Origin of the sequence: Phenylobacterium sp. (assembly GCF_965284355.1) — a bacterium.
In the GTDB taxonomy this organism is placed as follows: Bacteria; Pseudomonadota; Alphaproteobacteria; order Caulobacterales; family Caulobacteraceae; genus Phenylobacterium.
On the sequence record NZ_OZ260078.1, the window covers coordinates 1,841,897 to 1,868,328 of the forward strand.

Here is a 26,432-nt window from a genome sequence, read left to right on the forward strand (position 1 = left end):
CGAATGGATGGGCGGGAACGACGGGGTGTCGCGGCTACGGGAAAATCAGGTCCAGCTTGCGCCAGTCCTTCGTGGCCACGGCGCAGTTGCTGGCCCAGTCGGGCGAGTAGTTGACGTGGTCGGCGACCTGCACCGGCCAGAAGCACGTGACGTAGCAGTCGTAGATGTCGCGCTCGACCGGCTGGCAGAGCCCCGCCGTGCCGCCGCCCGCATCGACTTCCCAGCCGGGGAAGAAGGCCAGGCTGCAGCCCATGGGGACGTGCGGTGTCTTGGGGGCGGGCTGCTGCTGCAGGGCCACGACGTCCTCCTCGGTCATCGAGGCCGCCTGGTCGATCCGCTCCGCCTTCCGGTTGATCGGCCGAAGATGCTTCATTGCGGAGCCTTTCGTTGCGCGAGGTGTTCCAGGAACTGCGGATTCTGCGCGCTCACCGCGCCGTAGATGCGCAGGCAAGTGTCCGTCCACTGACGGATCCAGTCGCAGTAGTGGAGGTTGGCGTGGCCGGTGTCGCCGTAGCGCACGAAGGCCTCGTGATGGCACCCGCCGGCGCAGAGCGGCCGGGCCCAGCATGTCTGGCATTCGTACTTGGCGCCGACGTGGCCGCGGGCGAGGAAATCTTCCCGCTTGGCGAGGTCGACCCCGGTGGAGACGTGCCCGAGGGTGTGCGTGTCGGCGTCGGTGAACCGGTGGCAGGGCGACAGGTCGCCTGACGCGCTGACGCCCAGCAGGCCGATGGCCGCGCCGCAGGGATGCGACTTGTTCGCGCCCTGGATCAGCTCGCCGATGGTCTCGCTGACGTTGGAGAAGCCGTGCCGCTGGCCGCGCAGGGCGTATTCCAGCCATTCGTCCGCCAGCGTGTGGAAGTCGGCGACGACGCCTTCCATGCCGCGATCATCCAGGGCGAAGTCCTGGTCGCCGCTGTTGGTGACGGGCGCGAAGCCGACCTCGTCGAAGCCAAGGTCATCCTTCAGGTGGCGGTAGATGCGCAGAACGTCGGTGACGCCCTCGGTCAGGGTCACCCGGGCGGTGATCGCGCGCGTGTTGTGCCGGGCGATCAGCTTGCGCAGCTTGGGCTCGATGATCCGATAGGTGCCGCGCCCGCGCTTGTCGACGCGGCGCATGTCCTGCAGGTCGGGCGGGCCGTCCATGCTGACCGTGACGCCGACCTCGTTCTCGGCCAGGAAATCGATGATCTCGTCGGTCAGCAGCGTGGCGTTGGTGGTGAGGCTGAAGCCGATGCCACGGCCCTGCGCCGACGCCTGCTCCCGCGCATACTCCACCACCTGGCGCAGCAGTTTGAAGTTCATCAGCGTCTCGCCGCCGAAGAACGTGATGTGCACCGCCTGGCGGCCGGTCGACTGCGCCAGCAGGAAGTCGACCGACGTCTTGGCCGTCTCCAGGGTCATGTACTTCGCCTTGCCCTCGGGCGTGGCGATCTTGTTCGGGCCGAACTCGTAGCAGTAGGTGCAGGCCAGGTTGCACTGGTTGGTGATGTTCAGCACCAGCGCCTGCAGCGGGAAGTCGGCCGGCGGGCTGGTCGGCCCGGCGGGCTGCACCGGCGTCACCGTGTCGGCGACGATGCCGCGGACGTAGCGCAGTTCGGCGATCAGCTCCTCGGCGTCGCCGCGGGGGTGGCCTTGACCGACCAGCGCGTCCACCAGCTCGGCGTGCGACATCTCCCGCTCGCCCAGCCGCCGCAGCACATCGCTGGCGCCGTCGTCGAGCGCGAAGATCGCGCCCGCCGTGACCAGGTAGATGAACTCCTGGCCCGCCGCCTGGAACTCGTGCAGCTCACCGCGGCGATACTTGACCGCCGCCATCGACGTCATGGTGGTCATTTGGACAGCTCCGCATGGTCCCACCGCCGGTAGGTCGGCACGGTGACGACGAGATAGGCCTTCCCGACCAGCGGCCGGCCGAACTTGTCCTTGGCGTCCTTGGCGGTCGCGACCACCCAGACCTCGCCATAGTTGTTGCGGCTGAACCGGCGCTTCGGATTGGGGCCTTCGGTCGAGGGCGTGAACAGGGCGTTCGCGCTCAGGTCGCCCACATAGCTGGTGTCGTCGTCGTAGGTGACGGTGTGGAATTCCTCGAGGCCCCAGGTCACGGGAACCGGGCCGATCGGCAGGTCATCCGCGGTCTTGGGCTTGCCGTCGGGGCCGTTGGCGTAGCCCACCACCTCGAACTGCTCGTAGCCCTTCTCGAACTTGATCCCGCCCAGGTGGGCCATGCCCGTCTCGGGCGTCACCTTGAGGTAGTCGATCTTGTCGTAGACCGGCAGCGCCTTCACCAGCACGGCCCCCTTCACGCCGACGTCGCGATGCCCGGGCAGGGCCTTGTCGGCGACATCGACGCTGACCACCAGTTCGCCGGGGCTCGCCGAGACGATCTTGGTCACCGTCACGCCGGCGCCCATGTCGACATCCGCGGGTGAGAGCTTCTGCGGCAGCGCATCTCCGTAGATGTGCACCGCGACACCTTTGGCGCCGGTCTTCAGGGCATAGGGGGTGACCGCTGCGATCGTCGGGTCGGCCGACGCCCGGGTCATCGTCACATTGAACCCGAACTCGTTGTAGGCGCCCCAGTACCACCGACCCTGCGCCATCTTCAGGTCCGGCGCGAACCACATGACCTCGCGACCGGCCTTCTTCGGATCGTCGGGCTGGCCGCCGGCGCCAACGTCGGAGCCGCCGCGCCAGCTGTAGCCGCCGTAGACGGCGCCCTGGCCCTTGCGGGTGATCTCGGCGCCGGACTGGAGCGAACGCAGCTTGGTGACCGTCACAAACCGGTCCGCGGCCTTGCCCGGCGCGATCGTCATCTCGCCCAGGTACAGGCCCTTGCCAGGCAGCGTGGCCGAGATCAGCCACTTGCCCTCGAGGCGCGGCGAGCGGATCCGCGGCGCCCAGGCGGCCCATTCCGGCGTATGCAGCGGCGCCTTCTCGGCCAGGAAGTTCAGCGCCACCTGAGCCGGGGTCATCGGCTTGCCGTCAGGACCCAGCGGCGCGCTGGGCGACTGGCGGAAGTACTGCATCTCAGCCTGGGAGTAGAGCCCGACGTGCATGTTCTGCAGCAGCGCCCACTCGCGCTTGCTGCGTCGCGAGGACAGCGGCTGCGCGAAGGCATGGCACGAGGCGCAGGCGTTACGGACCGTATCGTTCGGGATGTTGGTCTCGTCGATGATGCGCTGCTCGGCGAAGTACATCACCGGCTTGGCTTCTTCGGGCGCCAGGCCGTGGTGGGTCGCCAGGTACTGCACGATCTGGCGCGCTTCCTCGGGCTCCATCACCGCGCCGTTCAGCTTGACCATCCGCTTGATCGTCTGGGCCCAGCCTTCCGGCGTCGACCGCACCCACGAGATGCGCGACAGGTTGCCCTTCGCATCGGCGGCGTGACAGGCCGAGCACTTCTCCTTGGTGAGCGCGTCGGTGACCGGGATGCCCTGGTCGGTCTCCTCCCAGTCGACGGGGTCGGAGCCCGGCGTCTTGCTGCCCTGCGCCACGACGACCGAGGCCGAGAAGACGCCGACCAGCATCAGCGACAACATCCCGAACCTGCGAAGGGCGCCCGCGCCGCCGCCGATCCTCAGCCGTCGCTTTACGGTTTCCGCACCGGCCTGGCCGCCATCGGACGCGCCGACATCGCTTTGCGGGACGTTCATCTCGACACCACCCCCTCGCCGATCCGGAAAGATGTCTCACGGATCGTCCAGGCGCCAGTGGGATCGCCAGCGGCCTAGCTTGGTCAAGCGGGGGTCTGCAGGAATTGCGCGCCGACGGCGGACTGCAGCGCAATTTGGCAAAGAAGCGGCAGAAGCTGCAGCAGCGGCGCCTATTTCTTCGACGCGCGCCTGTGCTCCCGGGCCGCCGCTAGGCCGGAATCGCCAGCCATGCCCGCCAGTCGGAGGGAGGCTCGGGGTAGGAGCTGACGACGGGACCCAACGCGTCCCGCAGCGGGTCGAGCCATGCCTCATAGTTCTTCCATTGCTCGAGTCCGTCCTTGAAGATCGGCCGGCGGACCTGTTCGGAGCTGGCGGTGCGGACGGCCCGGTCGTTGTTGTAGAACTCCAGGCAGCCCGGCTCGAACGGCAGATCCAGGTCGGCCAGCAGCCGCCGGACCTCGCCCTCGGTGTCCGCCACCATCTGTTCGTAGATCACCCGGCGCACGGCCCCTGGCGCGGCTTCGTCATAGGCGGCCATCAGCGCGACGTAGTCACGGTAGTAGCGGCCGATCTCGGCCAGGTCATAGGTGAAGACCTGCCCGCGCGCGAAGTGCTGCTTCCACCCCGAGACGCAGCAGCCCAGCGGGTGGCGTCGCGCATCGATGATCTTGGCGTTCGGCAGGATCAGCCGGATCAGGCCCACGTGCTGCCAATTGTTGGGCATCTTGTCGATGAACAGCGGCCTGTCCGTCTGGCGGTGCACGCGCGTGCGCTCGATATACTCTTCGCCCAACCGCAGGCGGTCGGCGGGGGTCAGCGACGCGACCATCGCCCGGAAGTCCGTGAACTCGCCCTGGTCCACCCGCGACTGCAGGCGGCTGGCGATCACCATCATCTCGGACAGTTCCATCGTGCCTTCCACCTGGCTGTGGCTGGCGAGGATCTGCTCCACCAGGGTCGAGCCCGAGCGGGGGAGCCCGACGACGAAAATGGGGTCGGCCGCCGGACAGCCGCCGGGCCCCATCTGCGCCAGGAACGCGCCGGTGAACGCCTGAGCCGCGGCCGCCACCTCCGCCGAGAACGCCGAAGCGTCGTACGGCGCCAGCGTGCGGCGCAGGCGGTTGCCCAGATCGTAGTGTCCGAAGGACGCGGCGTAGTCGCCCGCGTCCTCCAGCGCCTTGCCCAGCGAGAAGTGCAGGTGGAACACATCCTCCCGCGCCGCCTCCCGCGCCTGATCCAGCGCCTTGAGCGCCGCCTGCATCGCGGCCACGTCTTCGGGCCCCAGTTTCACCGTCTTGAGGTTGGCCAGGCTCCACCAGGCCTCGCCCATGGTCGGGCGGCGCGTCACAGCCTCGCGGTAGGCCCGCACGGCGTCGGCCTGCTTTCCCAGGGTCTTCAGCACGTGGCCGAGGTTCTGCCAGACCTGCGGCTGGTCGGCGTCGTCGGCCAACAGCCGCTCGTAGATCGCCCCGGCCTGCGCCTGATCGCCCAGACGCACCAGCACCGAGGCCCTGAGCAGGTCGTGGCTGGGGCTCCGGATCGGGGAGTCGGCCAGGACCTCGGCATGCTCCAGCGCCTCGGGCAGACGATTGGTCTGCATCAACAGGCGGACCAGGAAGTCGCGCGCCAGGTCGAAGCCCGGCGCGACCGTCACGGCGCGTTGCACCAGCTCCAGCGCTTCGGTCATGTCGCCGCGCCGCCAGCTGATCTCTCCCAGAAGCCGGATGGCCGGTGGGTCGTCGGGCGCTCGATCCAGACGTGCGGTCAGGATCGAGACGGCTTCGTCGAACCGATCGTCCTTCATCGCGACCGCCGCCCTCAGCAGCTCGGGGTCGTGGGACGACGCGTGCACGCCAGACAGGTCGGCGCGCCAGGCGTCCGCGCCGCGACCGGCCTTCCGCAACTCCTTCGCCAGAAGAAACCATCCGCCTGAGACCCGGGGCTGCAGACCGGTGAGGCGAATCAGGGCGTCGATCGCCTGGCCCCCGTCACCGGTCTCGCTCGCTGCCTGCGCCAGCTCCCAGAGCACGGCCGGCACGCGCGGGTAAGCGCGCGAGAGACGGTTGAGACGGCTCAGCGCGGTCTTGCTCCGGCCGAGTCGCCTCAGGGCCTGACACGCCACGAGTTCGGCCGCCGGCAGCCCCGGGGACTGCTTCAGGATCGCTTCGGCGTGGGCCAGCGCCGCGGCGGGCTGAGTCTCCAGCAGGGCTGCGATGTCGGCCGGGGACGGCGCAGCGGGCGCCCGGGTGTCGGGGCCGATCATGAGGCCCGGTCCACGACGACAGATGCGGGCGCCCCGGCATGCGGCAAGATCGGCACGGCGACGTCCTTATTCCTGTCCGGGTCCCGTCAGCGCGACCCCCATCGCATCGGGCCTTGCGCGCGTCGCGCGGGCAACAGAGGGGTCCGCCGGGGCGCCAACAGCCTTCGCCATGGCAAGCTCCTTGGGCGCCCGCGCACAAAATTGCGACATCTGATCAGGTCACAGGGCCGTCACCCCTACCCGACATCAGGTTTCATGGCGCAACGCGCTTGACACGTCTGAACCGCGTTCAACCAATCAGAATTCAAGCACTTTCGCGGAGTGCTGAATTTGCAAAACACCCGACTGATGCAGAAAGTTTTCTGCACGGTTGGCAAAAACAAAGACGTTTCCGGGGATCTTGTCTTCGGAGATCAGCACTTGTGCCCAGCTTGGACCCGACTTCGGGCCTGACGACGTCACGGGCGGCGTCCCAGCAAGCATGACACAAGCAACGATAAGGCCGGAGTGGAAGGAGACATTTAGCATCAGGACTTGGGGGATAATCAAACATGACTGCTCGAAAGACTTCCCGTAGGACGCACATCCTCGGCTTGCTGGCGGCGACGACGTTTCTGACCCCGCTGGGGGTCGCGGGGACCGCCTTCGCCCAAACCTCAGACGCCGGCGGCGAGGACGCCGCGGAACCGCTCCTCGGCGAAGTCATCGTGACCGCCACCCGCCGCGCCGAAAGCATCCAGAAGGTGCCGATCTCGGTCCAGGCGCTGAGCACCGAGAAGCTGGCCGAGCGGCAGGTCAAAGGCCTCTCCGACCTCGTGACCCTCCTGCCCTCAGTCTCGTTCGCCGGCCTCGGGCCGGGACGGCAGACCACGTACTTCCGCGGCATCGTGCCGGCGGGCGGCACCTACGCTTCGGTCGGCTACTACCTCGACGACATCCCGATCACCGGCGTCGGCGTGCCCGACATTCACGTCTACGACCTGGAACGTGTCGAGGCCCTCTCGGGTCCGCAAGGGACGCTGTACGGAGCCGGCTCGCTGGCGGGCACCATCCGCTTCATCAGCAACAAGCCCAAGCTCGACCTCTTCGAATGGGGCTACGATCTCGAGGGCAACAAGTACGGGCCGGGCTCCATCGGCGGCCAGCTCGAGTCCTTCGTCAACGTGCCGGTCAGCGAGACCATGGCCGTCCGCGGCATGGCCTATGTCCGTCGCGACGGCGGCTACGTCGACAACACGCCCAACAACGGCAAGCTGAACGACGGCCGTTCGTCGGTCCTGACGCTGGGCGACAACAACCCGGCGACCTCATTCACGCTGGACAACTCGGCCATCGCCGAAGACGACTACAACACGGTCCGCGAGTTCGGCCTGCGCGTCGTGGGTCTTTGGGAGCCCGCGCCCGGCTGGCAAGTCACGCCGCAGGTCACGGCGCAGTACCAGACCGCCAAGGGCTATTTCGGCTTTGACCCGCGCGTCGGCGACCTCGAGGTCCACGACTACGACGAGACCAAGAACGACGACCGCTGGTACCAGGCCCAGCTGTCGGTCCACGGCCACATCGGCGACTGGGACGTGGTGTCCGCGACCGGCTACCACCAGCGCCGCACGAAGCTGCTGAACGACTACACCTACTACACCGTGACCTATGACGGCTTCGGGCCCGGGTACGAGAACTACCTGCAGTTCTTCGACAAATCCGGATGCTCAGGAACCGGCGCGACCCTGCGCTGCACGAAGTTCCTGAACCCGACCCAGTACTTCCACGGCCTGACGTACCGGGACAAGTTCACCCAGGAGTTCCGGGTCACGACGCCCGATACGTGGCCGTTCGACATCACGGCGGGCGCCTTCTACCACTGGCAGAAGCAGGAAAATAACACCTACTACGCCATCCGCGGGCTGGATCAGATCGTGGGCTACACCCGCGCGGGCGGGGGCGACAGCAACCCCGCGGGCCTGGGCATCCCCGTCGCGAACGGCGGCACCATGATCCTGGGCACGCCGGCGGTGAAGGAGGACGGCTTCTACATCGTCGAGAGCGACCAGATCTATCACGACAAGGCGCTGTTCGCCGAAGGCCACTACAACATTACGCCCACCCTGAAGCTCACGGCCGGGATCCGCTATTTCAAGACGGACTACACGATCAAGGGCTTCGCGGGCGTGATGGCGTCGGCGCTCAACACCACGACCTCGCTCAACGTGCCGACCAACACGAAAGGCTGCGTGCTGCCGCTGCCCAAGCAGCGGCTGCAGTGCCTCAACACGAACTTCGCCGCAGCCGACCAGGTGGGGCGCTACGACGAGAGCGGCGAGACCCACAAGATCGCGCTCGACTGGCAGATCACGCCCACCAAGATGGTCTACGCCAACTACTCGACCGGCTTCCGACCGGGCGGCTTCAACCGCCCCCTGCGCATCCGCAACGTCGGCGTCGCCACGGTGGACCCGTTCAAGTCCGAAGAGCTGACCAACTATGAGATCGGCATCAAGACCCTGTGGGGCGGCAACTTCCGCTTCAATGCGGCCGTCTACTTCGAGGAGTGGGACAACATTCAGTACTCCGTGGTGGTCTCCGGCGCGCAGGGCGCCGGGATCACCGGCAACGCCGGCAAGGCGCGGGTCTACGGCATCGAGTACGACGCCGACCTGAAGCTGGGCGAGTTCACGATCTCCTCGTCCGGCGCCTACAACGACGCCGCGCTGGACGGCAACTTCTGCAACTTCGCCTTCGACGCCACGTCGCGCGCGATCACCCAGCTGGCGTCGTGTACCCTGGGCGCGACGGTGCCCGGATCCAGCCCGCCGACCCCACAGGTCGCCGCGGCGGACGGCACCCGCCTGCCGCGCCAGCCCAAGTTCAAGGGCACCACCTCGGTCCGCTACGACACCGAGTGGGGCGACTACACCGCCTTCGTCCAGGGCGCGGCGCTGTATCAGACCGGCGCGACCCAGGACCTGAACGTCTTCAACAACGACCTGCTGGGCAACACCTCGGGCTTCGTCACCTTCGACTTCTCGGGCGGCGTGAAGAAGGACAACTGGACCTTCAACGTCTTCATGCAGAACGCCTTCGACCGGCGCGGCCAGCTGACCCGCAACACCTTCTGCTCGATCGCCTTCTGCTCGGGCTCCTCGCGGGCCTTCCCGATCAAGCCGCAGTTCTTCGGCGCCCGCTTCGGCCAGAGGTTCTGACGAGCTAACCGGACGTGAAGAGGCCGGCTGGGCCCCGGGGACACTCCCGGGGCCCACGCCGGCCTTCGCGCATTTCGTGTCGCGACTCTGATCCGACAGACGCCGCTGAGGAACGTCCGGACTCGCCGGCGCCACATCATGTAGCTATTAGAGATACATGAATCACGACAGCCGCCTCTCCGGTGTTCTCCACGTCCTCCTGCACATGGCCGAGCACCAAGGCCCTGTGACCTCGGAAACACTGGCGCGCGCGATGCAGACCAACGCCGCTGTAGTGCGCCGGACATTGTCTGGTCTGCGCGAACGCGGCTTCGTGCGTTCGGAGAAGGGCCACGGCGGCGGCTGGCGGCTGGGACGCGACCTCGCCGAGATCACGGTCGCCGACGTCTACGAGAGCCTCGGGCGGCCTTCGCTCTTCGCCATCGGGCACCGCGACGCCGATCCGTCTTGTCTGGTCGAGCAGGCGGTCAACGTCCACCTCGACGGCGTGCTGCGCGAGGCCGAGACGCTGATCCTCACCCGCATGCGAGCCGTCACCCTGGCCGACCTCAGCGCCGAATTCCATGCGCGCTTCTCCGCGCTCACCGACGCGCGCTCCCTGGAGTCCTCCCATGCCTGACCAAGCTGACACGAATCCGCTGCTCAAGCCCTTCGCCGATCCGGAGGCGGTCGCGCGCTACGCGGAGGGTCCGCCCCGGTTCGTGCCCGGGTTCGCGGACCTTCACCGGATGACCGCGATCCTGCTCGCCGAACGCGCCCCGCCCGCCGCCCGCGTCCTGGTGGTGGGTGCGGGCGGCGGGCTCGAGCTTCGGGCCCTCGCGACCGCCCAGCCCGGCTGGACTTTCGTAGGCGTCGATCCCGCCGCGGAGATGCTGAAGCTCGCGCGCACAACCCTGGGACCGATCGCCGGGCGGGCCGAATTGATCGAAGGCTATGTGGACGACGCGCCAGACGGGCCCTTCGACGCCGCGACCTGCCTCCTGACCCTCCATTTCCTGGACGCCGCCGAACGGCGACGCACGGCCGCGGAGATCCATCGTCGCCTTCGGCCCGGCGCGCCGTTCGTCGTCGCCCACTCGAGTTTCCCGCAGAACCCCGAGGTCAGGTCGCAGTGGCTCGCACGCTACGCCGCCTTCGGCGTGTCGCACGGTGTTGAGCCTGCGCAGGCCGAAATCATCCGCGCGACGGTGGACGCGAGCCTCGCCTTGCTGTCACCCGAGGAGGACGAGGCGGTGCTGCGCGAGGCGGGCTTTAGGGAGGTGACGCCATTCTACGCCGCCTTCACCTGGCGCGGATGGGTCGCATACGCATGATCCGTCAGGCCCCGTTGTCGGCCCGTGTTTCGCCGGCGAACCTGTGAGGCGAGCGAGAGCGTAGACAGGCTCACGCCTTGCCGGACGACCGTTCCGGTCTGCGAGGCGACTGTGTCCTCATCGATGGGAGAAGAAATGGCGCGCCCGGAACGATTCGAACGTCCGACCCTCAGATTCGTAGTCTGATGCTCTATCCAGCTGAGCTACGGGCGCGTCTGGCCTTGCGGCGAGGGCGCGGAACCTAGTCGGGGGCGGGAGGGAGCGCAAGACCCCCTCCCACCAATATTTTCGACCTAGCGCCGCGGGAACGGCAGGGCCCCGCCCAGGATGCCCTGGCGCAGGATGTCGGCGGCGCTGGGCGGCTTGGGCGGCTGCTGGGGCTGGCCCGGCTGCGGCTGGGGCGCGCCGGGGGCTCCGGCGCGGCGGCCGCCGCCGCCCATCATGGCGTTCATGTCCTGGCCCAGGATGCCGCCGGTGGACGAGCGATAGCGGACCTTCACGGCCCACTGCTGGTTCCAGGTCACCTTCGGATCGGTCGGGCGCGGCGGATAGACGAAGTTCGCCTCGCCGCCATAGGCCATCAGCTGGACCATCGCCGAGGGTGCGGCGTCGACGAACTCCTTAGGCACCGCGCAGGTCTTGGTGGCAGGGCCCATCAGCGTCTTGTTCGCGACCAGGCGGGTGATGTCGCCGGTGCTGAGGAAGTCGGGGTTCGAGAAGGCAGAGGCCTGGATCTCGGACGACGACCACATGACCACCGTCTCGCCGTCGCCGCCGCCGATGGCCGAAGCGTAGTAGGCCTGGGCGTTGCCGACCAGGTTCCAGCCCAGGTTGACGCCACCCGCGGGGCTGCGCGCGTTGGTGGTCAGGTTGAGGGCGCCCAGGAAGTCCTGGTCCTCCTCGAGCATGAAGCTGATCTCGGGCGTGTAGTTGCCCTGGATGGTGTGGGGCCCCACCAGCGAGCCGTTGGAGGGCACCGAGGTGCGGGTGTCCTTGTTGGGCCATTCGCCGTAGGTGCGGTTGCGCGACGGCGACGGCGGCTGCATCGGGCGATAGTCGATGCCGCGGAAGAGGCCGGCCGCGCTCTGCGGATTGGCGGCCAGCTTGGCGAAGTCGATGACATAGGGCTGGCCGGGACGGGCGCGCTCGCCGCAGCCCCAGAACACCAGCATCCGGCCGCGGGGCTTCTGGTACTCCTCGGGGATCTGATCCGGCCGCTCCTCGCGCGTGACCGGCGTCACCTTGGGCGTCAGCAGGGGCAGGCTGGCGCCGACCTGAAGGTTGCGCGGCGGCAGATGCTCGGCCTGGGGGGCCGTCGTCGTCTGCGACGAGCCCAGCTGCAGCATCAGCGTCTTCGACGGCCCGCCGCCGCCCATCATGGCCCGCATGATGGCCGAGGTGTCGGGCTGGCCGCCGCCGGGGCCCATCGCGGGCATGCCGAAGCCGGTCTGGGTCTGGGCGCTCATCCAATACGTGGCCACCGGACCGGTGACCTTCTGTTGCGCGCCGGCCGACATCGGGACGGTCGTGACGATGGCGGCGGCGCCCGCGGCCAACGCGAGCTTGGGGCCGAGACCCATGGGAACTCTCCTGAACAATCCTGGTCTTTCGAAACTAAGCCCTGGCCGCGCCGAGCGGTATCCACTTTTGCGCCGGACCGGGCTGCGGTTCTGCGGACGGCGCCTAGCTCTGCAGGTCCCGCCAGCAGGGGACATACGCACCCGGCCACGGCTTGGCTTCAAAGACGCCGCGGGCGATGGCGCGGGCCAGGGTGTCGGCGGCCAGGGCGCCCAGGCGGGCGAGCCCATAGTTGTCGGCCACCGGCTTGCGCCCGGTGGAGATCGCGAAGACCACGTCCCCGTCGAACGGCGCGTGCACCGGGCGGATGGCGCGGGCGAAGCCGTCCTGGGCCATCACGGCCACCCGCTTGGCCTGGGCCGGCGTCAGGATGGCGTCGGTGGCCACGCAGGCGATGGTGGTGTTGCGGGCTTCGGACGGGCGCTTGGCCGAGCCCCACTCGTCGGGGCCGGCGCGCAGGCCGGCGGGGCCCAGGCCGCCGAACTCGCCCTCCAGTTCGAACGGCGCGGCCCAGAACGTGCGGCCGCCCGGCGCGATCACCGAGCCCCAGCTGTTCACCGCCACGATGGCGCCCACCGTGTAGCCGTCGGCTGTGACCGCCGAGGCGGACCCCGTGCCGCCCTTCAACCCGCCCGCCATGGCGCCATAGCCCGCGCCCGCCGTGCCCAGCGCGAAGTCCAGGCCGGCGGCGGCGACGGCGCGCTTGCCCAGTTCGCGATGCGGCGGGTCCTCGCCCCACAGCTTGTCGCCGCCGTTGGCCATGTCGAACAGGATCGCGCCCGGCACGACCGGCGACTTCGGGATGCCGTCCACCATGCCGTAGCCGCGGCCTCTTGCGCCCAGCCAGGCCACCACGCCGTCGGCGGCGCCCAGGCCGTAGACCGAGCCGCCCGACAGCACGACGGCGTCCACCGCGTCGACCAGGTTCTCAGGCGCCAGCGCATCGGTCTCGCGCGTGCCCGGCGCCCCGCCACGGACGTCACAGGCGGCCACGGCGCGGTCGTCGGGCAGGATCACGGTGACGCCGGTGCGGGCGACCGCGTCCTCCGCCTGCCCGACTTTGAGGCCGGGGACGTCGGTGATCAGGTTGCGCGGGCCTGGACCGGGGCGGAATGCGACCATAGGTGGGACCTCGCACACCGCAGCGTTTGTTGTCCAATGACGGCCCGCTATGGTGATGCCGCCTGGCTGTTTCCTTTGGAAACAGCGTCGGTCTAAGGAAGCGGCGCGTCCCTGTCGCAAACCCGCGACCGTCTTTGCGCGACGCGCCCGTTGGAGCCATCCGCCTGTGAATAAGTCGATTGCCCTCGCCATCGCCGCCGTGCTCGCCGCATGCGCCTCGCCCGCGACGTCGCAGTCTCCGGCCAGGTCGGCTCAGGGCCAGGCCATGGTGGCCGCCGCCAATCCCATGGCGGTCGAGGCCGGGCTGAAGGTGCTGCGGGCCGGCGGGACGGCGGTGGATGCGGCCGTGGCGGTCCAGGCCACCTTGGGCCTGGTCGAACCGCAGAGCTCGGGGCTGGGCGGCGGGGCGTTCCTCACCTTTTACGACGCCAAGACCAAGCAGGTGACTGCCTACAACGGCCGCGAAACCGCGCCGGCCGGCGCGACGCCCCAGCTGTTCTACGGCGACGACGGCAAGCTGATGAACCGGGGCGCAGCGATCCAGTCGGGCCGCTCCACCGGCGTCCCGGGCGCGGTCGCGATGCTACATCTTGCCCAGCAGGCGCACGGCAAGCTGGCCTGGAAGGATCTGTTCGGCGAGGCCGAGCGGCTGGCCCGTGACGGCTTCCCGGCGCCCACCCGCATGGCCAACGCCGCGAACGGTCGCAGCGGCGGCACGCCCGACGCCGTGGCCTACTTCACCAAGCCGGACGGTACGAAGATCAAGGCCGGCGACACCGTGAAGAATCCCGCCTACGCCGCCACCGTCCGCAAGATCGCCGCCGAGGGCCCGAAGGCCATCCTGGAGGGGCCGATCGCCGAGGCCATCGTCGCCAAGGTGCGCGAGGGCGCCAATCCCGGCACGCTGAGCCTGGCCGACCTCAAGGGCTATAAGCCGCAGGCCAGCGCCGCGCTGTGCCGGCCCTACCGCGTCTACATCGTCTGCACCCCGCCCGCGCCGTCGGGCGGTCCGGCCGTCCTGGAAGGCCTGGGCCTGCTGGAGCGGACCGACATCGCCAAGCACCCGAACTCGGTCGAGGGCTGGTACCTGTTCAGCCAGGCCAGCCGGCTGATGTACGCCGACCGCGACCGCTACATGGGCGACCCCGACTTCGTGAAGGTGCCCACCGACGGCCTGCTGGACCGCGCCTATCTGGACGAGCGCGCCAAGCTGATCGGCCCCACGGCCGCGGCCACGGTCACCGCCGGCTATCCCAAGGGCGCGCCGGCGCTGGCGCGGGACAAAACCCAGGAAGTGTCGGGCACCACCCACCTCGTCATCGTCGACAAGTGGGGCAACGTCGTCTCGATGACCACGACGGTCGAGAGCACCTTCGGCTCGGGCCGGATGGTCCACGGCTTCTTCCTGAACAACCAGCTGACCGACTTCTCGTTCGCGCCGGTCAACGGCGACGGCACGCCGGCCGCCAACGCGGTGGGCCCCGGCAAGCGGCCGCGCTCGTCGATGGCGCCGGCCATCGTGCTGGACAAGGACCGCAATTTCGTCGCCGCCGTCGGCTCGCCCGGCGGGCCGTCGATCCTGGCCTACAACCTGAAGGCCCTGGTGGGTCTGCTGGACTGGAAGCTGCCGGTGCAGGAGGCCATCAACCTGCCCAACCTGATCGCCGGCGGCAGCTTCTACGCCGCCGAGGTCGACAAGTTCTCGCCCGAGCTGCGGGCGGGGCTGGAGGCCAAGGGCGTGAAGATGAGCTCGGGCTTCGGCGCCGAGGGCTCAGGCCTGCACGGCATCGAGGTCACCCCGCAGGGCCTGCGCGGCGGCGCCGACCCCCGTCGGGAGGGCGTGGCGAAGGCGCCGTAAGCGCCGACCCCGGCGCGCTGCGCGCCGCAGGCGCTGTCATTTGGAACCACGAAATACACGGAAAACACGAACGCGCCTGAGGGCCCACTTAGCTCCGGACTCGCTCCGGCCCCTTCATGCTTTTCGTGTATTTCGTGGTTCGATTCTAAAGGCGCTGGCGCGCCTAAGCGGTAGCCTTCCCGCGCCGCGGCCGGGCCTTGGGCGCGTCGGGCAGGCGCAGTTCGAAGACCGTGCCCTGGTCGCCGGTCACCGAAAGCGTCAGGTCGCCGCCGTGGCCCTGGGCCAGCTCGCGGGCGATAGCCAGGCCCAGGCCGGTGGAATCCGGCCGGCCCGATCCGGCGAACGGCTGGAACAGGCGCTCGCGGATGCGCTCGGGCACGCCGGGCCCGTCGTCCGAGATGCGGATCAGGCTGGAGCCGCCCACCGTCTCCAGCGACACCTCGATGCGGCCCGGCCCACTGCGCGCGGCCTCGTGCTCGATCGCCTGACGGGCATTGCGCAGCAGGTTGACCAGGATGCGGTGCAGTTGGTCCGGGTCCGCGGTGACCTGGTCGGCCGCGGCCACCTTGCTTGCCAGCTTGACGCCGGAGTCCGGGATGCGCGCCTCGGCCGACGCTTCCGCCAGCGCGTCGGCCAGCTTGACCACCTGGGGCTCGGGCGCGGCCTCCTGGGTCTTGCCGTAGACCAGCACGTCGGCGGCCAGCTTCACCGCACGATCCAGAGCGCGCTCCAGGCGGGGCAGCGCCTGGCTGACCTTGGGATCCTTCGACGCCGCCAGCCGCTCGGACGCCAGCTGGGCGCTGGTCAGCATGTTCTTCAGGTCGTGGTTGATCTTGGCCACCGCCTCGCCCAGCGCCGCCAGGCGGGCCCGCGAATTCAGCGCCGTGCGCAGGTCGGCCTGCATCAGGTCCAGTTCGATCTCGGCGCGCCCGATCTCGTCCCGGCGGCCCGAGAGCTGGATCTTGGCGGCCGGATCGTCGGGATCGGCCCGGAACCGCTCCATCGCGAACGTGATCCGCTGCATGGGCCGCACCAGGAAGAGGTTCAGCGCCAGGTAGACGATCAGGCCGGCCAGGGCCGAGACCCCCGCCACGATGGCCACCAGGCGCCAGAGGTAGGCGGCCAACGCCCGCTTGAGCTCGGTGTCGGTGGCGACGAACTCGATGAAGTCGGCGGGGCGGAAGCGCGGCTCGGCCACCACGCGCATTCGCTCGCCCGAGCCCATCAGGGTCTGGAACGGGGCGAACAGGCCCAGGCCCGCCGCCCGCGGCCGCAGATCGACCAGATAGGGCGGCTTCGACGGGCGGGAATTGGCGAACACCAGCCGGCGCACCCCGTCGTTCGACACGGCCACGATCTCGACCCCGGCGCCGGCCAGGAGCTGCGACTTCAGCTGTTCCGAGACCACGCGGTCGGGCGCCACGTCGGCGGCCAGCGAGGCCAGCTCGGCGGCCCGCACCCGGTCCAGCAGCCACTGCTTCTCGTAGGCCGCCATGGCGGGCGGGATCGCCACGGCCCCGCCGAGGGCCGCGAACACGACCGTCAGCACCAGGAGTCGCGCAGAAAGGCCGCCGGGCCAGAAGAGGCGGCGGCGCCGGTTCCGCTCCGGGGCTTCGGTCGGTGGGTCCGCCATCGTCCTAACGAATTAGTGCAGCCCGGGCCCCCCGGCAACGAGAGGGCTGACCCGCCTAGACTATTCGGCCCCGACCGCTTCCGCCACGGACCGGAAGCCGTCGGCCTGCAATCGCTGCGAAAGATCGCGTTTTATGTGCACAACCAGGCCCGGACCCTCATAGGCCAGCGCCGAATAGAGCTGAACCGCCGAGGCTCCCGCCCGGATCTTGGCGTAGGCGTCGGCGCCCGAGGCGATCCCGCCCGCCCCGATCAGCAGGAACCGGCCGTCCGCCGCCTTGCGGAAGCGGCGCAGCACCTCGGTGGAGGGTCCGAGCAGGGGCGCGCCCGAGAGGCCGCCGGCCTCACCGGCATGCCGCGATTTGAGGAGCGGCCGGGCCACCGTGGTGTTCGAGACGATCACCCCATCCAACCTATTGGCCGCGACGGTGTCGGCGATCGCCTCGATCTCGTCATCGTCCAGGTCGGGCGCCACCTTGAGGAACATCGGAACCGCGACGCCCTGCGGCAGGGAATCGGCCGTGTCCATCAGCCGGCCCAGCAGGTCTTCCAGCGCCGCCTTGGTCTGCAGCGCCCGCAGCCCGGGCGTATTGGGCGAGGAGATGTTGATCGTGAAGTACGAAGCCATGCCCCAAAGCCGGCGCAGGCCGGCCGTGTAGTCCGCCAGCCGGTCGACGGAGTCCTTGTTGGCGCCCAGGTTGGCGCCCACTACGCCGCGGCGATGATGCGCCAGCCGGGCGGCGAACGCCTCCAGGCCCTGGTTGTTGAAGCCCATGCGGTTGATCACCGCCCGGTCCTGCCACAGCCGGAACAGCCGGGGCTTGGGATTGCCGACCTGGGGCAGCGGCGTGACCGTGCCGCATTCTACGAACCCGAAGCCCGCCGTCAGCATCGGCCCGAACACCTCGGCGTCCTTGTCGAACCCGGGCGCCAGACCGATCGGATTGGGCAGCTTCAGCCCGGCGAGCTCGGTGGCCAGCAGGGGCGGGTCGGCCGGGGCGCGGGGTCCCAAGCCCATCTTAAGGCCCTTGATCGCAAGGCCGTGGGCGTACTCGGGGTCCAGCCCGCGCATCGCCAGGGTCGCCAGTCCGTGCAGGTCGGCCGTCATGGCGTGGGCATCCTCGGAACCCCGTCCGCGCCCAGCGGCGCCTCATGCACGGCCCGCACGGCGCCGACCGCCAGCGGACCATAGAGGTGCGGGAACAGGTCGCCGCCGCGCGAGGGCTCCCATTTCAGGTCCGCGCCCAGGTCGTCGCCTTCGACCTCCAGCACCACGAGGTCGGTCAGGCCCGCGAAATATCGCCGCGCCGTCTCGCCCGCCTGGAGGGCCGTGGAGAAGTGGATGTAGCCGTCGTCGAGGTCGACGGCAGACCCTGCGAACAACCCGGCGGCGACCGCGGCCGTCCACTCGGCGCGGGGCAGGATCTTGTAGATCTTCATCGTTCAGCGGTCCGGGTAGAACAGGCCGTCAAACTGCGGTCGCCCGTTGGCGTCGAACAGGAACACCGCCGCCGCCGCGGTCGGGAAGTTGCGCTGCGCCTTCGCGATCAGGCTGGATGGCGCGGCGCCTTCCTGCAGCAGCCGGATGGTCAGTTCCTGCATGCCGGGATTGTGGCCCACCATCATCACGGTCGCGACGCTGGCCCCCGCCGCTTCGGCGGCGCGGCGGATCGTCTCGGAATCGGCGTGGTACAGATGGTCCAGGAACCGGGTCTCGGCGTTGGGGAAAGCCGCCTGCGCGGACTCCCAGGTGGCCTTCGCCCGGGCCGCCGGCGAGACCAGCGCCACCTGCGGCAGGAACCCCATGTCGGCCAGCCGCGCGCCCATCTCGGCCGACTCCTGCACCCCACGGGGCGCCAGTCGCCGGTCGAAATCCTCGCCGCTCTCGGAATCCGGTTCGGCCTTGCCGTGCCTCAGGAGGATCAGCCGATCCATGGACGCTCCCCAACGCGCCGCTGGCGGCGCGTCGACTTAAGAACCAGACGCAGTCGGACGCAAAACCGAAGCCATGTTTGCTGACCGCGCCCCGCGTATCCTCCATAGCCTAGGTGCGGCCTGCTGCAAGCCATTGACACTCTCCGGGCAAGGCGGTCCAACGCGGCCATGACGGCGCAGGCTCCCATCTCCGCGGGCATTGAAGGCGCTATGCCCATCGGCGGCGGGACCTGGCGGTTCCCGGCGAACCGTCCGCTGCGCCTTGATTCGGGCGCCACGCTGGCCCCGCTCGAGATCGCCTACAAGACCTATGGCGCCCTGAACGAGGCCAAGACCAACGCGGTCCTGGTCTGCCATGCGCTGACCGGCGACCAGCATCTGGCCTCGACTCACCCGGTCACCGGCAAGCCCGGCTGGTGGGACCGCTTCGTGGGCCCCGGAAGGCCGCTGGACCCCCAGCGCCATTTCATCATCTGCACCAACGTGGTCGGCGGCTGCATGGGCACCACCGGCCCGGCCTCGACCGACCCCGCCACCGGCGCGCCCTATGGCCTGAAGTTCCCGGTCATCACCATTGCCGACATGGTCCGCGCCCAGGCGATGCTGATCGAGGACCTCGGGATCGAGACCCTGTTCGCCGCGGTCGGCGGATCGATGGGCGGCATGCAGGTGCTGCAGTGGGCCGCCGACTATCCGGAAAAGCTGTTCAGCGCGGTGGTGATCGCCGCGGCCGCGCGCCATTCGGCCCAGAACATCGCGTTCCATGAGGTGGGTCGCCAGGCGATCATGGCCGACCCGAACTGGATGAGCGGCGCCTATCTGTCGGCCGGCGTGCGGCCCGAGAAGGGCCTGGCCGTCGCGCGCATGGCCGCCCACATCACCTACCTGTCGGAACAGGCGTTGCAGCGGAAGTTCGGCCGCGAGCTCCAGCGCGACGGCCTGTCGTGGGGCTTCGACGCCGACTTCCAGGTGGAAAGCTACCTGCGCCACCAGGGGACCAGCTTCGTCGACCGCTTCGACGCCAACAGCTACCTCTACATCACCCGCGCGCTCGACTACTTCGACCTGGCCGGCAAGTACGGCGGCGTGCTGGCCGAGGCGTTTGTGAAAGCGCGGCACGTGAAGTTCTGCGTGCTCAGCTTCTCGTCCGACTGGCTGTACCCCACGCCCGAGAGCCGCGACGTGGTGCGCGCCCTGAACGGCGCCGGCTGCCGCGCCTCGTTCGCCGAGATCCAGACCGACAAGGGCCACGACGCCTTCTTCCTGGACGAGCCGCTGCTCGACCAGACCTTGAAGGGCTTCCTGCACGCCCAGGCCCAGGCCCGAGGTCTCGCTTGACCGCGATCGGACCCAGCGGCGTTCGGGAAGACTTCGCCGAGATCCTCAAGCTGGTGCGCCCCAACGCCCGCGTGCTCGACATCGGCTGCGAGGACGGCGCGCTGCTCGAACTCCTGACCCGCGAGAAGAACGTCGACGGCCAGGGCCTGGAGATCAGCCCCGAGGGTGTCGCCGCGTGCCTCTCCCGAGGTCTGGCGGTGGTGCAGGGCGACGGCGACCGCGACCTCGACCATTTTCCGACGCGCGCCTTCGACTACGCGATCCTGTCCAAGACCCTGCAGCAGATGCGCGAGCCCCGGCACGTGCTGTCCGAACTGCTGCGGGTGGCCGACCAGGCCGTGGTGTCGGTGCCGAACTTCGGCCACTGGAAGGTCCGCTGGGCCCTGCTCAGCCGCGGCCGCATGCCCGAGACCGGCGCCCTGCCCGAGCCCTGGTACTCGACCCCCAACATCCACCTCTGCACCCTGCGCGACTTCGTCAGCCTGTGCGATGCGCTGGAACTGCGGATCGACGCCTGCGCCTCGCTGGCCGAGGGCAAGCCGGCCCGGCCTATCGACCCGCGCCAGCCCATCGAGAACTGGCGCGCCGAGACCGCGCTCTTCCTGCTGAGCCGCAAGGCCGAGCCCCTGCCCGCAGCGGCGCCGCAGCAGAACCTCTTCGGCGAGGTGGAACTGCCCAAGACCGAGGCGAAGCCGCGAAAGCGCTAGCCCAGCGCTAACGCACCGAGATCGTCTCGGTCTGGCCGTACCTCAGCGTCAGCCGCTTCAGCAGAATCGCCGCAGGCCCCCGGGGCACCGGCGCCACCACATACTGCCTGGCCGCGCCGCCGGTGTAGCTGCTCCGGTCGCCCACCATCAGGCCGATGCGCAGCACTTCGCCGGTGTCCTGACGGACCGCGAACGTCTCGGGATAGTCGGTGTTGAAGTTGGCCACCGTCATCCGCACGCGGCCCCCCGCCGGCCGCCGGCCCCAGGTGCGAACCGCATTGGTCAGCGATGACGTCACGACGGCGCGCATTTCGGCCTTCACAGGCCCGTCGGGGTCGAACTTGGGGTCGCAGTTGGTCGGCAGGTCCACCGGGATCCGCTGGGTCGCGCCGGCGTAGACGCGCTTGCGGTCCCGCTCCATGGCTGCCTCGCCCCGCAACAGTTCGACGTTGTAGCCCGACCGCTGAGTGACCACCGCCCCGGCCGACCGCAGCACCACCACGTACGAATCCGCCCAGCGCCGCACCCGCGGCACGGCTCGCATGTCTTCGCTCCAGAGGTAGGCCGTGCGCCCGTCCACGCGGGCGTCGACATGCGCGCTCTGCCCCAGGCGCACATAGGGGTCGCCCCACCACACCTTCGAGAAGCAGACGTGCCGACGCATCGCTTCGACGGCCTGCGCCGCGGTGAGGTCGGCGGCCGAGGCCGGCGCGCTCGTCACGACGACAGACAGGACGGCCAGAAGCACCCTCCTGCCCCATCGGGGAGGAGGTCGGCAGGCGTGGCTCAGGAGCATGCGGGTGGCGATCAGCCCGCGATCGCCGCGGCGTCCTGCTCGCCCGTGCGGATCCGCAGGGCGCTCTCGAGGTCGAGGACGAAGATCTTGCCGTCGCCGATCTTGTTGGTGTTGGCCGTCGCCTGGATCGCCTCGATCACCGCCTGGGCGATGTCGGACGGCACGGCGATCTCCAGCTTCACCTTCGGCAGCAGCTTCACCTCGTACTCGGCGCCCCGGTACACCTCGGTCTTGCCGCGCTGGCGGCCGTAGCCGCGCACCTCGGTGACAGTCAGCCCCGACGCCCCGGCCTCGGTGACCGCGTCCAGGACAGCGTCCAGCCGGCTGGGCTTGATGATCGCGATGATCAGTTTCATGCGCCCCCAGGGCCTCCGCTCGTAACGCGACTTCCGTTGCCGATAGCTAAGACCTTCGCCGCGGCGGCGCCAAGCGCTGTCGCAGTCCAGGTTGTTCCGACGCCTCTGGAATGGGCGCCCGCGACACCGGCGCCGCACCGGGCACAGGCGCCAGCACGGGCCGACCGGACCGGACCCGCTGTCGGTGCCCGTGCGGCTTCACCGCATAGGTCTGCTTGACGGTCTCCATCAGCAGCAGGCCCGCGAACCCCGGCCACAGCCGAGAGCCCACCTGCTCGAACCCTTCGGCCCAGCGCGCCATCCAGCCCACCGGCGGCACATACAGCGCCCGCGTCCAGCCCGATGGCTCCAGCCCAGCTTCGCGGACCAGCTCGGCCAGCTGGCTGCGGGTGTAGGGTCGGCCGTGGCCGAACGGCGTCTTCTCGGTGTTGGCCCACAGTCCGTTGCGCGACGCCACCGTGATGATCGCCCGGCCCGAAGGCGCCAGCACGCGCCAGACCTCGCGCAGGAATCCTACGGGATCGCTGCTCTCCTCCAGCCCGTGCACGACCAGCACCCGGTCGAACAGGGCGTTGGTAAAGGGCAGGCCGTCCTCGGGCGTCAGGGCGGCCAGGTTGCGGCCGTGCGCCGGCCACACCTCGACCCCCTGCTGCGCCGGCATCGCGGCCACGACCCGCCGGGCCGAGACCGTCAGCGCGCCCATGAAGGGCGTGGCGTAGCCCACCGCCAGCACGTCCTGCTGGGCCGCGTCGCCCCAGGCCTCGGCCAGCTTGCGCTCGACCATCGCACGCGCCGCCCGCCCCAGGTCGGAGGCGTAGAACTGGCGTAGCTCGAGCACGTCGCGGCGCATGGGTTGTGGCTATCCTCGACGGACGCGCCTCGCCACCCTAAATCGTGGGACGCATCCCGGAGGTTCGACATGCCGCTCACCGTCCACCAGTTCGCCTGCCTGTCGGACAACTACGGCTTCCTGATCCGCGATGAGGCCACGGGCCGGACCGCCTGCATCGACACGCCCGACGCCGCCGCGGTCCTGCGCGAGCTGGACGACCTGGGCTGGGAGCTGGATTTCATCCTCAACACCCACTGGCATCCCGACCACGCCGGCGGCAACGCCGACATCAAGGCGATCACCGGCTGCACGATCATGGGGCCAGCCGAGGTGACGCGCATCGCCCCGCTGGACCACGAAGTGGGCGGCGGCGACACAGTTCAGCTGGGCGAAACGACGTTCCAGGTGATCGAGAGCGGCGGCCACACCCTGGGCCATATCGCTTACTTCGATCCCGCCGACCGGGTGGCCTTCGTGGGCGACACGCTCTTCGCCCTGGGCTGTGGCCGCCTGTTCGAAGGCACGCCCGAGCAGATGTGGGACAGCCTCCAGCGGCTCGCCGCCCTGCCCGACGACACCCGCGTCTACTGCGCCCACGAGTACACGGCCTCGAACGCTCGCTTCGCGCTCAGCGTCGACGATGGCGCCGCGCTGAAAGCCCGGGCCGACGAGATCTTCGCCGCCCGCGAGCGCGGCGAATGGACGGTTCCCACCACCATCGCCCTGGAGAAGGCCACCAACCCCTTCCTCCGCGCCCCGGTCCTCGCCGCAAAGGTGGGCGCCGCCGGTCAGCCCGACGCCCAGGCCTTCGCCGCCGTGCGCGCCGCCAAGGACAACTTCAGGGGTTAGGCCTCCCGTCCGGAAGGGGGCCTACTTGCCCGTCCGCAACACCTTCTCGACACGTTCGGACGAGGGGCGGCCGGCGAGGCCCTGGCTGGGGGAGACGATGATGCGCAGGACGCCGCCCGAGAAGCTGGCCTGCGCCTTCTTGCCCTCGGAAAACTGCACCTTGCCCACCTTGGCCAGCATCGGGCGGCCGCCGTCCGACGCGATGCGCAGATAGGCCAGGGTGACCACAAGGGCCGCATCGGCGATCAGGGCGGCCGAGTTCGGCGTCGCCTCGGCCTCGAACAGCACCGGGCGCCGCGCCGCGCGGCCGAGCGGACCGAGGCCTGCAGCATCCGCTCGCCCAGCGCCTGCGGGCTGATGAACAGCAGGCGCAACGGCCCGCAGCCGGCGGCCCGCGACACCGCCTCGCCGCTGGGCCGCTTGTCGGTGAACAGGGTGAAGCCGCCCAGGCGCGTCGCGCGCAGCATCGGCTGACCCAGGTCGTTCTTGTAGATGACATCGCCGCGCGGCGCGGGACTGGGCAACAGCGCCCACACCTCGGGACTGTCCTCGAACTTCAGCAGCGGCCAGGGCTGGGTGCGGTCCAGCGTGAAAACCCGACCGTCTTCCGAGACGAAGCAGCCGACCGGCGCGCCCGGAACCTCTCCCGGGCGGTTCTTGAACAGACTGTCGCGCAGCTTGTCGGCAGGACCCGCCGCGGCCGCGGACGCAGACGTCAGCATCGCGACGCCGACCAGCGCCGCGCAAATCGCCCTTCCCGCCGCCGTCTGCATGCCACTCATCTCGGTGCAGCAGATGCCGTGGGATCGGGGCGCTTTTTGGACGTGACGGGGGCCCGAACGCTTCGCCAGCGCCCCCATTCCGCAATCGTCACGCTTTTTCCGTCCGCCGTGGTTGGGATGTCACCCGACCAGGTACTGGCCGCCATTCAGTGAAAGAGTGGTTCCCGTCACATAGGCGGCCCGCTCGCCGGCCAGGAACGAGACCGTATCGGCGATCTCCTCGCCGCTGCCGAGGCGGCCGGCGGGGATCTGGGCGATGATGCCTTCCAGCACCTTCGGCGGCACCGCCTGAACCATCTCGGTGTCGATGTAGCCGGGCGCGACGCAGTTCACGGTGACGCCCTTCTTGGCGTTCTCCAGAGCCAGCGCCTTGGTGAAGCCGATCACGCCGGCCTTGGCCGCCGAGTAGTTGGTCTGGCCCACCTGGCCCTTCTGGCCGTTGATCGAGCTGATGTTGATGATCCGGCCCCACTCGCGCTCGCGCATGCCCTCGATGACCTGGCGGGTCATGTTGAACAGCGAGTCCATGTTGACCCGGATCACCTCGCTCCACTGTTCCGAGGTCATGCGGTGGAAGACGCCGTCGCGGGTGATGCCGGCGTTGTTCACCAACACGTCGATGGGACCCAGCTGAGCCTCGACCTTCTCGACCGCGTGCTTGCAGTCCATGAAGTTGCCGACGTTGCCCTTCACGACCATCACGCCGAGCTCCTTGGCGCAGGCCGCCGCGGCCTCGTCGTTGCCGGAGTACCCCGCCGCCACCTGCAGGCCGTCGGCCTTCAGCCGCTCGACGATCGCCCGCCCGATGCCCCGGGTCCCCCCCGTGACAAACGCAACCCTAGCCATTCAAGCGCTCCCTAAGCAGCCGTCGCCCGTTGATCGGACGTCCGTATAAATCAGACCTTTTCCACACACATTGCGACACCCATGCCGCCGCCGACGCACAGCGTCGCGAGGCCCTTCTTGGCGTCGGTGCGGCTCATTTCGTGCAGCAGGGTGGTCAGGATGCGGGCGCCCGACGCGCCGATCGGGTGACCGATGGCGATGGCGCCGCCGTTGACGTTCACCTTCTCGGGATCCAGCCCCAGCTCGCGCACCACGCACAGCGACTGGGCCGCGAAGGCCTCGTTCGATTCGATCAGGTCCAGGTCGCTGACCTTCCAGCCCGCCCGCTCCAGCGCCTTGCGGCTGGCGGGGATGGGGCCCGTGCCCATGATCTCGGGATCGACGCCGGCGTTGGCCCACGACGCGATGCGGGCCATCGGCTTCAGGCCGCGCTTCTTGGCCTCGTCGGCGCTCATCAGCACCAGGGCGGCCGCGCCGTCGTTGAGGCCGGAGGCGTTCGCCGCGGTGACCGAGCCTTCCTTGTTGAACGCCGGCCGCAGGCCCGCCATGGCCTCGAGAGTCGCGCCGTGGCGGATGTACTCGTCCTGGTCGACGATGGTGTCGCCCTTGCGGCCCTTGATCGTCACAGGCGCGATCTCGCTCGCGAACTTCCCGGCCTTCTGGGCGGCCTCGGCGCGGTTCTGCGAGACGACCGCGAACTTGTCCTGGTCCTCACGGGTGATCTGCCAGCGGGCGGCGATGTTCTCGGCGGTCTGGCCCATGTGGTAGCCGTGGAAGGCGTCCCACAGGCCGTCCTTGATCATGGTGTCGACCAGCGCCAGGTCGCCCATCTTCTGGCCGCCGCGCAGCTGCTGGGCGTGGGGCGACTGGCTCATGCTTTCCTGGCCGCCGGCGATGACGATGTCGGCCGACCCGTCGGTGATCTGCTGCGCCGCCAGCGCCACGGCCCGCAGGCCCGAGCCGCACAGCTGGTTGAGGCTCCACGCCGGGCTTTCATTCGGGATGCCGGCGTTCACCGCCGCCTGACGCGCGGGCCCCTGCCCGGCGCCGGCCTGCAGCACCTGGCCCAGCACAACCTCGTCCACGTCCGAGGCCTTGATGCCGGCCCGCTCGATGGCCGCCTGGATGGCGATCTTGCCCAGCTCGTGGGCAGGCAGGCTCGACAGCGCGCCATTGAAGGAGCCCACCGGCGTACGGGCTGCGGAGACGATCACGATGTCGGTCATTGGCTTGTCCCTGTTGGGTTTCAGACGGCCCAGGTGACCATCTATTGACCTCCCTCAAGGGGAGGGCAAGGCCCGGCTCCCCAATTGGTTGATGCCATTTGCTTATGTCCTCGCATCCGCGATACTGCGCTGCAGAATGGCGGACG

The 26,432-nt window shown here is 69.4% G+C and carries 25 protein-coding genes and 1 tRNA gene; 7 read left to right on the top strand and 19 right to left on the bottom strand.

All coding sequences use genetic code 11. The features are described 5' to 3' along the window. Window positions 1-34: 34 nt before the first annotated feature. The 5 genes from qhpC to ACQ66R_RS08980 all read right to left on the bottom strand — a co-directional run bounded on the left by qhpC (window position 35) and on the right by ACQ66R_RS08980 (window position 6,468). The gene (gene qhpC / locus ACQ66R_RS08960; RefSeq protein ID WP_430421172.1) at window positions 35-373 is read right to left on the bottom strand and encodes a quinohemoprotein amine dehydrogenase subunit gamma; all 339 of its coding nucleotides are present in this window, start codon (window positions 371-373) and stop codon (window positions 35-37) included. Continuing rightward, window positions 370-1,836 carry a quinohemoprotein amine dehydrogenase maturation protein gene (gene peaB, locus ACQ66R_RS08965; protein ID WP_430421174.1) on the bottom strand — a complete coding sequence of 489 codons (1,467 nt, stop codon included), beginning with the start codon at window positions 1,834-1,836 and terminating at the stop codon, window positions 370-372. Before peaB ends, qhpC begins: the two co-directional genes overlap by 4 nt. Beyond that, window positions 1,833-3,656 (bottom strand): quinohemoprotein amine dehydrogenase subunit alpha, encoded by a 1,824-nt coding sequence (gene peaA, locus ACQ66R_RS08970; RefSeq protein WP_430421176.1) that lies wholly within the window; start codon window positions 3,654-3,656, stop codon window positions 1,833-1,835. The genes peaB and peaA overlap by 4 nt, the downstream gene beginning before the upstream one ends. 208 nt (window positions 3,657-3,864) lie before the next feature. Continuing rightward, entirely contained in the window at window positions 3,865-5,919 is a 2,055-nt protein-coding gene (locus ACQ66R_RS08975; RefSeq protein ID WP_430421178.1) for a tetratricopeptide repeat-containing sulfotransferase family protein, read from the bottom strand. Window positions 5,920-6,216: 297 nt separating this feature from the next. Beyond that, window positions 6,217-6,468, bottom strand: coding sequence for a hypothetical protein (locus ACQ66R_RS08980; RefSeq protein WP_430421179.1), 252 nt, complete (start codon window positions 6,466-6,468; stop codon window positions 6,217-6,219). Window positions 6,469-6,470: 2 nt separating this feature from the next. On the opposite strand from ACQ66R_RS08980, the gene ACQ66R_RS08985 reads away from it, so the two are divergent. The 3 genes from ACQ66R_RS08985 (at window position 6,471) to ACQ66R_RS08995 (ending at window position 10,429) form a co-directional block, all read left to right on the top strand. Then, complete coding sequence (locus ACQ66R_RS08985) at window positions 6,471-9,116, top strand: TonB-dependent receptor (protein ID WP_430421181.1); 2,646 nt, start codon at window positions 6,471-6,473, stop codon at window positions 9,114-9,116. Window positions 9,117-9,273: 157 nt separating this feature from the next. Continuing rightward, on the top strand, window positions 9,274-9,735 hold the full coding sequence (locus ACQ66R_RS08990; RefSeq protein WP_430421183.1) for an RrF2 family transcriptional regulator: 462 nt from the start codon (window positions 9,274-9,276) through the stop codon (window positions 9,733-9,735). Next, on the top strand, window positions 9,728-10,429 hold the full coding sequence (locus ACQ66R_RS08995) for a methyltransferase domain-containing protein (protein ID WP_430421185.1): 702 nt from the start codon (window positions 9,728-9,730) through the stop codon (window positions 10,427-10,429). The genes ACQ66R_RS08990 and ACQ66R_RS08995 overlap by 8 nt, the downstream gene beginning before the upstream one ends. Window positions 10,430-10,565: 136 nt before the next feature. Here ACQ66R_RS08995 and ACQ66R_RS09000 read toward each other — a convergent pair. The 3 genes from ACQ66R_RS09000 to ACQ66R_RS09010 form a co-directional block, all read right to left on the bottom strand. Then, a tRNA-Arg gene (locus tag ACQ66R_RS09000) sits at window positions 10,566-10,642 on the bottom strand. A gap of 80 nt (window positions 10,643-10,722) precedes the next feature. Beyond that, entirely contained in the window at window positions 10,723-12,009 is a 1,287-nt protein-coding gene (locus ACQ66R_RS09005) for a hypothetical protein (RefSeq protein WP_430421186.1), read from the bottom strand. Window positions 12,010-12,112: 103 nt separating this feature from the next. After that, complete coding sequence (locus tag ACQ66R_RS09010) at window positions 12,113-13,129, bottom strand: P1 family peptidase (RefSeq protein WP_430421188.1); 1,017 nt, start codon at window positions 13,127-13,129, stop codon at window positions 12,113-12,115. A gap of 166 nt (window positions 13,130-13,295) precedes the next feature. On the opposite strand from ACQ66R_RS09010, the gene ACQ66R_RS09015 reads away from it, so the two are divergent. Beyond that, window positions 13,296-14,987 carry a gamma-glutamyltransferase family protein gene (locus ACQ66R_RS09015; RefSeq protein WP_430421190.1) on the top strand — a complete coding sequence of 564 codons (1,692 nt, stop codon included), beginning with the start codon at window positions 13,296-13,298 and terminating at the stop codon, window positions 14,985-14,987. Window positions 14,988-15,150: 163 nt separating this feature from the next. On the opposite strand, the gene ACQ66R_RS09020 is transcribed toward ACQ66R_RS09015, so the two are convergent. The 4 genes from ACQ66R_RS09020 to ACQ66R_RS09035 are packed head-to-tail and all read right to left on the bottom strand — an operon-like array spanning window position 15,151 to window position 18,554. Continuing rightward, window positions 15,151-16,620 (bottom strand): sensor histidine kinase, encoded by a 1,470-nt coding sequence (locus tag ACQ66R_RS09020; protein WP_430421192.1) that lies wholly within the window; start codon window positions 16,618-16,620, stop codon window positions 15,151-15,153. 60 nt (window positions 16,621-16,680) lie between these two features. After that, window positions 16,681-17,727, bottom strand: a complete 1,047-nt coding sequence (locus ACQ66R_RS09025) for a quinone-dependent dihydroorotate dehydrogenase (RefSeq protein ID WP_430421194.1) — start codon at window positions 17,725-17,727, stop codon at window positions 16,681-16,683. Further along, complete coding sequence (locus tag ACQ66R_RS09030) at window positions 17,724-18,059, bottom strand: DUF952 domain-containing protein (RefSeq protein ID WP_430421196.1); 336 nt, start codon at window positions 18,057-18,059, stop codon at window positions 17,724-17,726. The genes ACQ66R_RS09025 and ACQ66R_RS09030 overlap by 4 nt, the downstream gene beginning before the upstream one ends. A gap of 3 nt (window positions 18,060-18,062) precedes the next feature. Further along, the gene (locus ACQ66R_RS09035; RefSeq protein ID WP_430421198.1) at window positions 18,063-18,554 is read right to left on the bottom strand and encodes a SixA phosphatase family protein; all 492 of its coding nucleotides are present in this window, start codon (window positions 18,552-18,554) and stop codon (window positions 18,063-18,065) included. Between the two features lie 168 nt (window positions 18,555-18,722). Here ACQ66R_RS09035 and metX point away from each other — a divergent pair, with 168 nt between their 5' ends. Both metX and metW read left to right on the top strand, forming a co-directional pair. Continuing rightward, on the top strand, window positions 18,723-19,892 hold the full coding sequence (gene metX, locus ACQ66R_RS09040) for a homoserine O-acetyltransferase MetX (protein ID WP_430421200.1): 1,170 nt from the start codon (window positions 18,723-18,725) through the stop codon (window positions 19,890-19,892). Then, window positions 19,889-20,599, top strand: a complete 711-nt coding sequence (gene metW / locus ACQ66R_RS09045) for a methionine biosynthesis protein MetW (RefSeq protein ID WP_430421202.1) — start codon at window positions 19,889-19,891, stop codon at window positions 20,597-20,599. The genes metX and metW overlap by 4 nt, the downstream gene beginning before the upstream one ends. Window positions 20,600-20,606: 7 nt before the next feature. Here metW and ACQ66R_RS09050 read toward each other — a convergent pair whose 3' ends face one another. The 3 genes from ACQ66R_RS09050 to ACQ66R_RS09060 are packed head-to-tail and all read right to left on the bottom strand — an operon-like array spanning window position 20,607 to window position 22,601. Then, window positions 20,607-21,347: a hypothetical protein gene (locus ACQ66R_RS09050; RefSeq protein ID WP_430421204.1), complete on the bottom strand. Its 741-nt coding sequence runs from the start codon at window positions 21,345-21,347 to the stop codon at window positions 20,607-20,609. A 59-nt stretch (window positions 21,348-21,406) separates the two neighbouring features. Then, window positions 21,407-21,751 (bottom strand): P-II family nitrogen regulator, encoded by a 345-nt coding sequence (locus tag ACQ66R_RS09055; RefSeq protein ID WP_293360761.1) that lies wholly within the window; start codon window positions 21,749-21,751, stop codon window positions 21,407-21,409. Between the two features lie 46 nt (window positions 21,752-21,797). Further along, window positions 21,798-22,601 carry a class I SAM-dependent methyltransferase gene (locus ACQ66R_RS09060; protein WP_430421206.1) on the bottom strand — a complete coding sequence of 268 codons (804 nt, stop codon included), beginning with the start codon at window positions 22,599-22,601 and terminating at the stop codon, window positions 21,798-21,800. Window positions 22,602-22,670: 69 nt separating this feature from the next. On the opposite strand from ACQ66R_RS09060, the gene gloB reads away from it, so the two are divergent. Then, a complete protein-coding gene (gloB, locus tag ACQ66R_RS09065) occupies window positions 22,671-23,432 on the top strand; it encodes a hydroxyacylglutathione hydrolase (RefSeq protein WP_430421208.1) in 762 nt (253 codons plus the stop codon). A gap of 21 nt (window positions 23,433-23,453) precedes the next feature. On the opposite strand, the gene ACQ66R_RS09070 is transcribed toward gloB, so the two are convergent. From ACQ66R_RS09070 to ACQ66R_RS09085, 4 genes are all read right to left on the bottom strand, one after another. Next, on the bottom strand, window positions 23,454-23,720 hold the full coding sequence (locus tag ACQ66R_RS09070; protein WP_430421210.1) for a DUF4908 domain-containing protein: 267 nt from the start codon (window positions 23,718-23,720) through the stop codon (window positions 23,454-23,456). Further along, entirely contained in the window at window positions 23,678-24,205 is a 528-nt protein-coding gene (locus ACQ66R_RS09075) for a DUF4908 domain-containing protein (protein WP_430421212.1), read from the bottom strand. The genes ACQ66R_RS09070 and ACQ66R_RS09075 overlap by 43 nt, the downstream gene beginning before the upstream one ends. 129 nt (window positions 24,206-24,334) lie before the next feature. After that, window positions 24,335-25,060 (bottom strand): acetoacetyl-CoA reductase, encoded by a 726-nt coding sequence (gene phbB / locus ACQ66R_RS09080; protein WP_430421214.1) that lies wholly within the window; start codon window positions 25,058-25,060, stop codon window positions 24,335-24,337. 50 nt (window positions 25,061-25,110) lie between these two features. Further along, window positions 25,111-26,286, bottom strand: coding sequence for an acetyl-CoA C-acetyltransferase (locus tag ACQ66R_RS09085; RefSeq protein WP_430421216.1), 1,176 nt, complete (start codon window positions 26,284-26,286; stop codon window positions 25,111-25,113). Between the last annotated feature and the right edge of the window lie 146 nt (window positions 26,287-26,432).